This is a genomic window from Candidatus Nitrosocosmicus oleophilus, assembly GCF_000802205.1.
GTDB lineage: Archaea > Thermoproteota > Nitrososphaeria > Nitrososphaerales > Nitrososphaeraceae > Nitrosocosmicus > Nitrosocosmicus oleophilus.
In genome coordinates this window covers 1075590-1088179 of record NZ_CP012850.1, presented here as the reverse complement: position 1 = coordinate 1088179, position 12590 = coordinate 1075590, and the positions used below count along the sequence as shown (strand labels likewise).

12 protein-coding genes and 1 pseudogene are annotated in these 12590 nt (G+C 33.6%); 4 read left to right on the top strand and 9 right to left on the bottom strand.

What is annotated here, in order from left to right; genetic code table 11:
• Positions 1-163: 163 nt before the first annotated feature.
• Entirely contained in the window at positions 164-1411 is a 1248-nt protein-coding gene (locus tag NMY3_RS05255; RefSeq protein ID WP_231100310.1) for a cation:proton antiporter, read from the bottom strand.
• A gap of 351 nt (positions 1412-1762) precedes the next feature.
• On the opposite strand from NMY3_RS05255, the gene NMY3_RS05250 reads away from it, so the two are divergent.
• Positions 1763-3064, top strand: coding sequence for a Glu/Leu/Phe/Val family dehydrogenase (locus tag NMY3_RS05250; protein ID WP_196817873.1), 1302 nt, complete (start codon positions 1763-1765; stop codon positions 3062-3064).
• Between the two features lie 293 nt (positions 3065-3357).
• Positions 3358-4199, top strand: a pseudogene (locus NMY3_RS17035) (IS5 family transposase).
• A gap of 194 nt (positions 4200-4393) precedes the next feature.
• Here the strand turns inward: NMY3_RS17035 and NMY3_RS05230 are convergent.
• The 3 genes from NMY3_RS05230 to NMY3_RS05220 form a co-directional block, all read right to left on the bottom strand.
• Positions 4394-4987 carry a hemerythrin domain-containing protein gene (locus NMY3_RS05230; RefSeq protein WP_196817870.1) on the bottom strand — a complete coding sequence of 198 codons (594 nt, stop codon included), beginning with the start codon at positions 4985-4987 and terminating at the stop codon, positions 4394-4396.
• Between the two features lie 233 nt (positions 4988-5220).
• Entirely contained in the window at positions 5221-5574 is a 354-nt protein-coding gene (locus NMY3_RS05225) for a hypothetical protein (RefSeq protein ID WP_196817869.1), read from the bottom strand.
• Positions 5575-5824: 250 nt separating this feature from the next.
• A complete protein-coding gene (locus tag NMY3_RS05220) occupies positions 5825-6262 on the bottom strand; it encodes an ATP cone domain-containing protein (protein ID WP_196817868.1) in 438 nt (145 codons plus the stop codon).
• Positions 6263-6409: 147 nt separating this feature from the next.
• On the opposite strand from NMY3_RS05220, the gene NMY3_RS05215 reads away from it, so the two are divergent.
• Complete coding sequence (locus NMY3_RS05215) at positions 6410-6700, top strand: hypothetical protein (RefSeq protein ID WP_196817867.1); 291 nt, start codon at positions 6410-6412, stop codon at positions 6698-6700.
• 223 nt (positions 6701-6923) lie between these two features.
• On the opposite strand, the gene NMY3_RS05210 is transcribed toward NMY3_RS05215, so the two are convergent.
• The 4 genes from NMY3_RS05210 to NMY3_RS05195 all read right to left on the bottom strand — a co-directional run bounded on the left by NMY3_RS05210 (position 6924) and on the right by NMY3_RS05195 (position 11146).
• Positions 6924-8483 (bottom strand): glucose/sorbosone family PQQ-dependent dehydrogenase, encoded by a 1560-nt coding sequence (locus NMY3_RS05210; RefSeq protein ID WP_231100308.1) that lies wholly within the window; start codon positions 8481-8483, stop codon positions 6924-6926.
• Between the two features lie 290 nt (positions 8484-8773).
• Positions 8774-9274, bottom strand: a complete 501-nt coding sequence (locus tag NMY3_RS05205) for a CBS domain-containing protein (RefSeq protein WP_196817865.1) — start codon at positions 9272-9274, stop codon at positions 8774-8776.
• 402 nt (positions 9275-9676) lie between these two features.
• Positions 9677-10690 carry a hypothetical protein gene (locus NMY3_RS05200; protein WP_196817864.1) on the bottom strand — a complete coding sequence of 338 codons (1014 nt, stop codon included), beginning with the start codon at positions 10688-10690 and terminating at the stop codon, positions 9677-9679.
• 252 nt (positions 10691-10942) lie between these two features.
• The gene (locus tag NMY3_RS05195) at positions 10943-11146 is read right to left on the bottom strand and encodes a hypothetical protein (RefSeq protein ID WP_196817863.1); all 204 of its coding nucleotides are present in this window, start codon (positions 11144-11146) and stop codon (positions 10943-10945) included.
• 139 nt (positions 11147-11285) lie between these two features.
• Here NMY3_RS05195 and NMY3_RS05190 point away from each other — a divergent pair, with 139 nt between their 5' ends.
• The gene (locus NMY3_RS05190; RefSeq protein ID WP_196817862.1) at positions 11286-11684 is read left to right on the top strand and encodes a rhodanese-like domain-containing protein; all 399 of its coding nucleotides are present in this window, start codon (positions 11286-11288) and stop codon (positions 11682-11684) included.
• 339 nt (positions 11685-12023) lie between these two features.
• On the opposite strand, the gene NMY3_RS05185 is transcribed toward NMY3_RS05190, so the two are convergent.
• Complete coding sequence (locus tag NMY3_RS05185) at positions 12024-12500, bottom strand: hypothetical protein (protein ID WP_231100307.1); 477 nt, start codon at positions 12498-12500, stop codon at positions 12024-12026.
• Between the last annotated feature and the right edge of the window lie 90 nt (positions 12501-12590).

Below are 12590 nucleotides of genomic sequence, written 5' to 3'. Positions count from 1 at the left end.
CCATAATATGACTCTGATTCTCCGATTTATTAAGTTGTATGTCCTTTATTTATAAGAGACAAATAGATTTAGACTGGATCTAATTCATGCATGAGTTATTGAATAGAAGTTAAAAATATCCTGTTTAGGTAGAAATAATGAGATCTAAAGTAAAAGTTCCTTTTTAAGGAGGCTTGTTTGAACTATCATCTGTTTTGGATGGTTGATTTTGCTGTCCCTCGTCCTTATTTCGTACTTTAGAAAATTTCTCTGTAAATCTCCATCCATATTTGATAATATACGGCGCAATGAATGTAGTTATGATTGTCATAGTTCCAATCATCGGTAGTATAATCGGAGTGGCTGCTCCGACATCAATACCTCCCTTCGCTACAACTAACGCTATTTCACCCCCGGAGGATGAGCACCCTAAGGCAGTTCTTGCTGAAGTAAGATTGTTTAGCTTCTGGATTCTGGATGAAATATAAACGGTCATAAATTTCGCTCCTATTGAAACTGCTATCAGTATTAATGCAGGGACTATGAACTGCGGAATTAAGGAAAAATCCATTAGTGCGCCAACAGAAACAAAGAATAATGCTGCAAAAATATCCTTTACAGGATTGGCTAAAACACTGGTTACTGAGTGAGATCTAGATTCTGCTACAAGAACACCTGCAAAGAATGCACCCGCTGCCACTGAAATCCCCAACTGAAATGATATGAAGGCTAATGCAAAAGCAACACCTACTGCTGCGACTATTAGTACATCGTGTTGATTGGTTCTTGCTACCACATCCATTAACTTAGGAATAATTTTGGAGCCTATCACTAATACTCCGGCTATAAAACCTATGGTTATTCCTACAGAAACTATGATTTCATATATAGAAAATTCTCCACTGGCACCTGCGGATTGAAATATTGCCAATAGTGAAATTATAATTATATCTTCAATGATGGTTGTCCCTAAAATTAGAGTAGCAGACTCATCTTTCATCATTTTGAGTTCTCCAAGAACTCTCATTATAATGACAGTGCTTGTTACTGATATTGCAAGTGCAATAAATAGACTGTCGTAAAATCCTAATCCCAATGATTGTGCAACTATAAAACCTATTACTAACGTTCCAAAAGCTTCGCTTGAAGCTATAACAATTGCTTTTCTTCCAACCTCCTTTAGTTTTTGGATTGGAAATTCCATTCCAACAGTAAAAAGCAATAAGATTACACCCATTTCAGCAAATAGATTCAGCACATCTAAGTTGTGAATGAGGCTAAATGGTGGACTATAGGGGCCAATTATGATGCCAGCCACAATGAATCCTATAACTACAGGTTGCTTTAATTTGTAAAAAATCAAAGTCATTACAGAGGCAATTATCATTATTACTGCAAAATCCTGTAATATTTGTCCGATTGGTGCTTCCACAAGAAAAGTAGTATATTACGCTATTTATAGAGTTCAAAAAAGAAAATAAAATCAATAGTCTTCCCATTACTATGTTAAAATACCGCGAATATTTCTTTGACAATAAATTTCATACTTATCTGGCAATATGGTATTTGTAATCTTTTATTACCATGGTTATACAGATTTTTGATTTGACAATCATTATTTTTTTTTTGATTGTTATCAGAGGTATATTATTTATAGGAAATATGTTTAACAAATAGAAGTGACTTTGTACCTATATAGTATAATTATAAGATATCATAAATATTAAAAATTGAAATGGTTAACTCTGATTCATCTTTATCTCACTCACATTTAGGGCCTAGTATGGAGCAACATGATATAAAAGGTAATTCCGGCTGGTCTGAAATAGACGAATGGGGTCCTGAAAAAGTATTGCAGGTTTATGATCCTGATACAGGTATGAAGGGTGTTTTGGTCATTGATAATACATCCACTGGCCCAGGTAAGGGAGGAATAAGATTTGCAGAAAGTGTTACTCCTGCTGAGGTATTTAAACTTGCAAGAACAATGACATGGAAATGTGCTTCAGCTGGACTACCATTTGGTGGAGCTAAAGGAGGTATTATTGCAAACCCTAGTAAGGTAAACCAAGTAGAATGGATGAAATCCTTTGCCAAAATGATAAGCCCCTATTGTCCTTCACAATATATTGCAGCTACTGATGTTGGTACAACCGAGTTGGATATGGCAGTATTTGCACATGAAATAGGTGATATGCGTGCATGTACTGGTAAACCACAGGAACTTGGAGGAATTCCTCACGAACTAGGAACAACTGGATACGGTGTGAGTGTTGCTCTACGAACTACGTTAGATTTTTTAAGAGATATCAAGCATGAAGGATCAAAGGCTTCCAGACCTTTTTTTGATCTTACAACTAGTCTGGATAAAAAAAGTGATGATATCAAAGTCGTTATTCAGGGATTTGGTAACGTGGGCTCATTTGCTACAAAATTTTTGAACGATTTACATATAAAAGTTATAGGAGTTAGTGATGTCTCAGGATTTGTATTTGATGAAAATGGTTTAGATATTCCGCAATTAATGAGTGATATGAAAGAAAAGGCTAGATTGAGTGATCTTTTAGACAATCACCAGCAGCAGCAACACCGTTATGACCTTCTAGATAAAGATGAAATTTTTAATGTTGCTACTGATATTTTTATTCCTGCCGCTTTGACTGGTGTTATCAACGACAATACTGCTCCCAAGTTATTGAAAAATAATGTAAATATAATTGTAGAAGCTGCAAATATTCCTACAACTCCATCAGCTGATCAATATTTGGTAAACAATGGTATTCTAATCATTCCTGATTTTCTTGCAAATGCTGGCGGTGTCATAGGCTCATTTGTTGAATATCAAGGTCGAACTGAAAAAGAAGCCTTTGATCTAATAGAATATAAAATTACTAATAATGTCAAAAGAGCACTATACAACTCACTTTCGTCAACAGATCAGGCAGACAACACATCTGAATTCAGTATCAGAAAGGTTGCAATGGAAACAGCAAAACAAATAGTATATAGGGCGATGTTATTACGAAAGGGTGCAATTAGTGTAGCAAGAGAAGCCTATGCAAGAAAGCAACAAGTAATTTATTAGATTAATTGAATTGTGCAGTTGTTGTAGTTACTAGTATTAAGAGATAAGAAAGATATGTATATGTTTTATTTCATCCATATCAGCTTCTTTTGTTTATTTCATTTTCAATATTAATAATTCGATTTCTAATTCTTAATGACTTCCTTTATTTCTTGAATTTTGTAACGCTCTTGTAAGATTCCCTTGCCACTATCTTAGAGCCTATCCCAAAATTCGATAGAAATATAGCTCCTTATCTCTCTTGCTAAACTGTGTCCTGTATCCAGAAAGAGAGAGCTAAGGACAGAAAAGATATTTGTACCATCATAAATATTTCGGATGAATTATGGGATGAGATCAAGCTAATTTTGCCCAATGAGAAACCATATAAAACTATAGGTCGCCCAATTGTACCATACAGAAAGGTGCTTGACGGTATCCTATACATACTAAGAACAGGCTGTCAGTAGAAGATGCTACCTCATGAATATGGTTCGGGTTCTACCTGTCATCGGAGATTCCAGCAATGGAATAAACTGGACGTCTTCAAAAGGATATGGATTAGACTGTTGAAAATCTATGATAACCTCATTGGTATCAACTGGACATGGCAATCGCTAGATTCTATATCTATAAAGTCACCTTTAGGGTGGTGATGACCGGAAATAATCCTACAGATAGGAGCAAACTGGGCACAAAAAGACACATTTTGACAGATAAGGAAGGTATCCCGATATCGGTTGTAATATCCTCTGCTAATACTCATGATATTAAACTGGTAACAGAAGTGGTTGATAGTGCGGTTATCAGACGACGACCATCATCATATAAAACTAAACCAGAAAAAAGAAGAAAACTGCAACACCTATGTCTAGATAAAGCATACAATTCCGAACCTGATGAACAGGAACTAATCAAACGAGGCTCTGCATATTCCACACAAAAGAAAAAAAGGTGATGAGATCAAGCTGAAACACAACAGATCTTAAATCGGAAAAAATATTCTGCAAGAAGATGGGTTGTAGAAAGAACCAATTCATGGCATAATAGGTTCCGAAAATTATTTACCAGGTACGAGAAAAACGCAGAGAACTATCTTGGACTGGTACAGTTCTCCTGTTTCATAATCATCTATAGAAGGATAATTTTGGGATAGGCTCTTAATTGTAAATTCGTACATTAATCAAATTTAAATGGAATCTTGTCAATACTATTTCCAAATAAATAGGATTAAAAATTGGTTCTAATATCAATGACAGACTTTAGTTTTTTTTTTCAAATCAAAGTATTTTGGTGATATAAAACATACTATTCTGTAATGGATGATGATTAACTATAGATATAGTTTAATTATTTCATCCAATCTTGTTCCTCTAAATAGTCTATTAGTTTGAGCATTTGTTGAATCCTTGTTTCCCCACCTACCTGGTTTTTACATACTTCATAGTGTTCTAATAGTCTCTTGTCCTCATCTAAAGACAGAGATTTACTAGACTCTACTAAATCAAAGAATTTATCCTCTTTCCCTGTATGATCATCTATAAAAACAGCATATGATTTTAGGAATCTCGCTACCGGCTCTTCGAGTTTGTTTTTGTAATTATTTTGTAACATTTTGTTTTTATCTTTACTATAGTTTTCTTTCAATACTGTTATTTCTCTCCTCAACATATTTGCTATCCTTCTTCCTAACTCGTGTTCTATCAAAAACTTGCGGATGTCTTCTGCAAACGCATCTTTTTCTTTGGTTTCAGGGAAATAGGCCTTCTCTTCTTTCCCGTGATGAAAGTCATCTACAAACTCTTCTATGATCACGGATATAATTTCAATATGCTCCAAGGGAACTTCTTTATTTGAATATAAATTATCTGAACATTTTTGAGCAATATTTCTTACTCTTCGTATTGTAATATGATCATTTTTCAGATTTTTAGTAGAACTCAAATGATATAATTAATTGAATCATACTTTTATCTATTATTTTATAATTGGATTGTTTAAGTTTTGGTTATCCTAAAAAAATTATAAACATATTATGTAGAACAGCATTAGCTAGTCACCGTATAAATTCAAAAAATGGTATGTTAGATTGTATTTAGTTACTAATTGTCATCCACTGATATTTGATATTGAATATCTATGTCAATTGACCTTTATTCCTATTGCATATGCTAATTTTATTCAGGTGTATTTGGATTTTCTGGACTCTGATCTTGAATATTGTGGCAGTCTAGCCCTTCATCGCCGGCAGTATTCTGTGAGTTAACATTAATTTCTGCACAGTTTTGACCGCCTATAATTACATCGCCTTTTTGATTAATGCTTTGGTTATTATTGACTTCAATCTTACTATTACTAGCATCGGGAGTGTTAGACGGAGTATTATAGAAGAAGTCACCATTACTATTACTAATGTCAGGAATGGTACCAGGATTATTTGGGAAGAGATCTCCAAATGCCGTTGTCATGGAGGGTATTCCTACAAAAACCGCAGCCATTAAGACCATAACTATCACTAACCTTTCATTCATGAGAATTAAAGGTGAAACAAATATATACTTAGTATTAAACTTTATACTAAAAAAGTTATAGCGATTTATCTAAGTGAAATTTCATAATATTTGATTTACAACCATAAGCATAAGATGACAAAAAAGTATTCATACCTATGAACTAGCCAATTACAAGGACCTTTATAAAATACATAACAAATTTCTATAATTATAAAATGTATGTAGATATATAACAAGTAAAAGATTTGTTACTGAAAGTCAGTGGGTGTTATCTCTTAGCTCCACTCCCAGTAGGGTTGTCTTTGTCCTTTGAGAATTGTTTTTGATGCGATTCTGTAGTGGGTATAGTTTTTGAATCATGTTTAATATCGTGTGTTTGTTCTTCTCTTATTTTTGTGACTTTATTTTTGCTATAACCAGAGTATGATTTAGCAATGGTTTTTTGATTTCTTTTTTTTAATTCGCTAATTACAAATTCTCTTATTTCATTGGATCTTACCAAATTATCATTATTATTGATTTTTATATAATCATTTATTGACTCAGCTATATCTTTTGCCATAGTAAATGGTACACCCGATCTACTGATCGATGAAGTTAGCTTATTTAAATCGAAGGACTCAGTATTATCATTTCTTTTTCTTACTAGAATTTGGTTATTTGAATTTTGCATAATGATAAAAACTAAGTTAATGCCCTTAGACATTATTATTTCCTTTATAATATATATATTTTTTATATAAGTGATGTTAAATATTTCAGAAATAGTATACGTTAGTTATTATTCTATTCAATTTTGAAAGTCTTTTTATAGTTTATTGTACGAAATATCATGCATATGACTACTTGTAAAATGACAATTATTGGCGTTTCATTCGTTTTAGTCGCAATGTTATTTTCCTCAGTGGATGTATCCAGCGCATCATTCGCCCAACCAAATTCGGGAACACAAGCAAATACAGGCTCGGATGACAATAACCTAAATAAACAAAATTACGATAATTTTCAGAATTGTCTTGACAATATAGCTGGAACTACGGGATTCGCTACACCACAGCAAATAAGAGGCTGCTTTGCTACAGCTTATAACATACATGATGACGATGATGATGATGATGATGATGATGACCTATTTGAAGACTGATTGAAAAAATCATTTGAGAAACCGTCACCGTACAGCTAATTAATTCAAATTTTTTTGAAGCAGCGACTTTTTCATCCTACCTCTAGCTTCAAATCAATAACTTTCTCGTGTCGTTTGAACTTGTAATGTTGATTGTTCTCTCGTTGGGAAGATACATGGAACAGTCAAGACTGGGATACATCTAACAAGAAAAAAAGGTAAGTCAGCATTAATAACAAAGTATCTATTGTGTAGTCGAGTTACCTCCTCCTCCGCCTCCTTCTGCTCCCATATACTTGAATGCTATAAGTGCTCCTGGGCTCCAAAGAGTTGTGGTAGGCGTGATTGGACCTTCTTTTATAGCCTGCACTGGACCTCCCATGTCCGTAATTACGTATACTGTGCTTCCATCGGGACTAAAAGCTATGTCTCGGTAGCGGTTCTCTGAGCGGAAAAGCTCTTGAGGTTTACCTTTGACTGCTGTACCGTTATCATCCAAAGTTATTTTGATGATTTTGCCTCCTTTCAATGTAGTCATAAGTAAGCTATTCTCCCATCCAGGAATAGTGTCAGAAGTATATAGGCGTAGGCTTGATGGTGCTACGGTTGGGTAACAGGTAGAAGCCATCTTTCCACATGACTTGGCTGCCTGCGTAAAGTTAAAGTTTTTCTCTACGGTATAGAATGTAGCAATTGGTGGTACAAAGTTTGTAGCGTTGAATTCACTTTCGTTCTTTACAGTTACACCAGGAGGTGCTGGTGCAACATCGTTAAATTTTAGTTCTGGACAATTCTTTGCAGCCGACCAGTTATAATACTGATATGCCTTGTCATCAATGTAGCCTGAGACATAAGGCCATCCATAGTTTCCTCCTGCTACAAGGCGATTGACCTCGTCATCGGAATTGTCTCCATGTTCTGAAATATAGATATCACCTGTAGGACCAACTGTTATACCTTGAGCATTACGATGTCCATAGGTGTAGATATGACTCTGGACTCCGTTTATTACAGGATTGTCTTCAGGGATTGAGCCATCAGGATTCATACGGAGTACTTTACCCTCATAGGTACTCCAGTTATTGGCAGCAACTTGCTGAGTGGTGGGGAGATGCTGTGCCATATTATTCAAACATGCTAAAGCTAGCTGGTTCTTACCCTGATCACCTATAGTATAATATAACTTTCCATCTGGACCAAATGTCATACGACCGGAGTTATGATCACTGCTTCCTGACAGACCAGTTATTAGGTCTTTAGGCTCACTAATATTGTTAGTAGAGGGGTCGAAGGTGAATTGGGTAATTTTGGTTCTGAGATCGGGAACTCCCACGGAGCCATCCTCATAGGTGTATGCAATGTAAATATGATTAGTACTGTTGAAGTTAGGGTCAAATGCCATTCCCAAAACACCATCCTGACCTCCGGATTGATTGACGTTAGGAATAGGCATTTTACTGAGTATTGTGCCATTAATTGGATCTACTCGTAAAACATCTTTTCCTACTCGCTCCGTAATCCAGAGAGCGTTATCGGGTCCATATAAGAGATTTAATGGTGCGCTAAGATTTTTCGCTATCACATTAACTGAAAAGCCCTGTTCCTTCAAAAGCTGTTCACGAGCTTGTTGTTGAGCTGGTGTCAATTTTTCATTAACTACTGATGGGAACGGATCCTCTCCTTGTGCCAATACGATTGGAACAATGTTTGTTGCAGTAGTTGCAACAGTTTTAGTATTAAAAAAGCCACTAAGCATTGCTGGAACTACTGACAGAATTATTAGTCCAAATAATGCTAGAGTCATGATAGAATGTTTAAATGAAAATTTTACATTTTTGTGGTTTGTCAAAGCAAAAATCATAATATAACATACTATATAAATAGAGATTTAGAAATATTAAATCATTAATTGTAAAATTTGAAAAGAATTAGCTATTCTATAATAAACAATAAGAGATACGGATATACAAGATGACAAGACATATTCATATTGACTTTTAAAAAAAACTATGATTAATCCGAATAAGTGATCTTTCAATTAATTGGGTAAGAATGAGTTTTGTAAATTAAGGATGTCTCTATCATCGGTTATTGCTATTTATAAAAAGAATTACTAAACCAAAAATGTGAAAAATCTTCGTATAGCTCTTTTTGAGGTATTGGAGAATCAGGAGCTATGACTGTGGTAATTAATTCCCTATTACTCATGAGAAGTTTAAATAGGTCATGCTCAGTAACGATCCCTGAGAGAGTATTTCCTTCTAGAACAATCACTCTTCTTATCTTTCGCTCATACATCAATTTCATTGCATCTAAAACGGAAGCATTTTGCGAGAGCGTAATTAACGGATTACTCATGAGTTCTCTGATAGGTACTTCCAAATCTGATAACGAAAATGTGCTTACTATTCTAACCACATCCCTTTCTGTAATAATGCCTACTGGATTCTTGCTGTCGTTATTATCAATAATTACAACCGAACCTATACTATTGTCTATCATAACCTTAGAAGCAGCAAAAATATTTTGTTCTTGATCAATTACTTTAACATCTTTCTTTATTATCTCTGAAATGCCAATTGATTCTAGACCCATTAACTAACTTTTATTTCCTTTTATATTAAACTATATTACAAAATGGCTGTGTTCATTAACTATTTCTAAATTACTGTTATCATGGTCAACAACCATCTTATACTAGCCTTATCATCTCAATAGCATCTAGGATCACTCCGGAAAACGCGGTTATAGAGAGAAATTATTGACAATTTTGCTTATTAACTAATAAAGTCTCGCATACTCGAAAAAAATTGACGACTATTCTAATTTAGATATTCAGTGTTTAATTTGAATATTTTTATTTGATTTGAGCCTATATTCCCTTTCAAGCTAATTGCATTTGTTATATGTAGGACTTGTTTAAAGATGTTGTAAGAATTAGATATACAGGATGTGATTATTTTCATAATATTATTCCTAGCTTCATAAATATGCATATTATTGAGATGTTATAGATAGTTTGATGACATATTGAGAAGGTGGACCACAACCTGGTGGACTTGTTGTTCCTGTATAAGTTTTTTCTGGATAGTTTTCTTCATTAAAGGCGGTTAAATTTCTCAAAGCTGCAGAAGATAATTCCAATTTATCTATAAATACTAAACCATTACATCCTGTCGGAATTAATGCAGGTGATAATGAACTAATGATATTTGTAGCCGGTACTAGATTCGTAACATTGTAGGACGATTCCATTAATTGAATTAGTGCATTTCTAAGACTGATTAATGTAAATGATGTGGTGCCATCTTCCTTATCTAGTCCCAGTATGTATAGTTTTAGAGAATCATTTTCATCATCAATTAAAAAAGGACCAATTCTTAGATCTGTAGTTATATTTGAACCAAACCCTTTAGGTCCCAAGTATTTTGTTGCAGCTAAAGGAGTATCATTATTCTTTTGCCCACTTATTCCTACATACAAAATATCGGTCAAAGGCGACCGGGGAATATCAACTAATATATTTTCCATTGACACATAAATTGTTAAAGGACCATGAAGACTGGGGTCATATTTGGTCAATATATTTGCTGGATAAACGTTGTTTGATCCTGATGTTGACAGGTTCTTAGTTAAAGTCATATTATTATTATTCGAATCGTCAATCAAAAGATTAAAAATAACATTCCCACTTTTAGTATCATTTGATAATGGATAATCTATCCATTTTCCAGTTATTTTGTTATTGTTATTTTCTAACGTCCCACTAAAAATGCTTACAAAGGTGTTGGACTTAAGATTTGGAGCATCAGTCCCTAATATCCAAATTGAATTATTTGTTTGTATAACATGATATATAATTTGCTTGTCAGACAAGTAAATACCACTAATGTCAATACTATTATCAATACTATTATTTACTGGTGATTGTGCATTTGCAAATTCTACAATGTTTATATAAGAAATTGAAAGAAAAAGAATGATAGGGCAGTAAATGATAATTTTCTGCATATTTTAGACCTATAATAGAATATAATATGTTAGATTTAAATTTAAAATTAAATATGACAATAAATAATAAAAAACCTCAAATCATCGAGGGTAAATGAGCATATCTTTGTACTTATCTCATTTGGTTCCTATTCTTATTTTATGATTAGATATATTTATCGCATTAAAAATTGGTTGAATAGATTTAACTAACTTAATTTTCTCTTCCTTATCTTTGGTGTCAATACACAAGGTATAAGCATTTACACCCACCTAAAACTTTGAACAATACTGATTTTCCTTCCATGACTGGAATTGCCTTTCAGGACCAACATCTCCTAATCCGACTACTCGGATCCCATCACAAACAATAGCAACATTGTTCCATTTTGACGTATAATCAATTGCTAATTTTTTATCCTTACTTATGTCTCTGACTACAAATGCCACGTCAGGAGTATAAATAAGGTTAAGCACATCGTTCTTTCCTTTAAAAGATACATTTAAGGCAATTGTATTGTGAATTTCGATTTTTCCCTTGCAATTTGAGTGTTTGTACTAGAGTAGTCTAGGCCTAAGGAAATTAAATATAGTTATAGCATGTTATTGTGTGTTAATGACAAATAGAATAGCACCTAAAGACTTGGAGAAAAAAAGGGGCGAACCAGGCAAATATATCATAATTGATGTAAGAGATGGAGAGGAGTTGGAAGAACAAGAGGCCGATGGCGGTAATAGCAATATATTTGGAGCTGTCAACATCCCGTTTACAAAGCTAATAAGGGACTCAAAAAATGGTGATTTAGATAGACTTAGACAAGTTCCAGTATATCTTTACTCTACAGTGGGTAAAAGAGCAGACATAGCCGCAGATGAGCTTAACAAACAAGGATTTAACGCCTTTAGTATCGAAGGAGGATTCATAGCATGGAAACAGGAAGTAGAAGGAAGACAAAATGTTGTTAAACTCAGAGATTTTAAAGATATCTATGATGAAAACGTTAAACAAAAATAGGTCATGGAAAGAAAATCCATACACCGTGATTGATTAGTGGAGGCACAAAATAAATAATAAAAAGTGACACAAATTATCTAGACTTTTACAACAAGGGTTAAAAATACAGATTAATGAAATATGAATTATACTAAAAATAGTAATTCACCAAAGAAATTAATTAACTTCATGATGTTTTAAATCCTGTTTATAGAATCATAATCAAAAGACTATTTGGAAATTAATGTCGTATATATTATGGAAACTATTGTGTTTTGGTCTACCTCATGTACTTTTATCAACAACTTTCGGGAAATATCATTGCCATCCTAGCCAATAGATTATCCTAAATCAAATTACTCATAGAGAATTCATAAAATCTCTGAATTCAACAGAATGAATATGATTTGTTTTATCCCATACTTTATTAAATTTCGGTATAGTCATTATTGTTTTCGCAAGACCTCTCCAGCGATACCATACTTCAGGATCAATCATATTTTTTTTATCAAGCGCAAATAAGTATTCAAATAAGTCTAGGAATGCCACGATAATATAATATTCGTCCGGACTATCAACTGAGGAAAATCGTTCTTCAAAAACAGGACTTTCCTTTGCCATCCTGGTAAAAGTTTCGGTGTTTTCCAGTTTAAGCCTTACATCCATTATTCTAGAATAAATTTGCTGTTCACTTTGCATTTTCAAATTTTTTATCCACTGTTCACTTTGTTTTTGCGTATTTTTTCTTAAAAGTGAAAAATTTACTATTGCCACAACAAAAAGCCCAGCGACTATTAGAAGAGAAATTAGGGGTACATATGCCAAGAATGAATCCATTTATGGAATAATAATAAACTAGAGTATATTATTTTTAACAGATTCTGCAGGAATGAATGAATTGAGTAACTATTACCAAGAGTATCAATT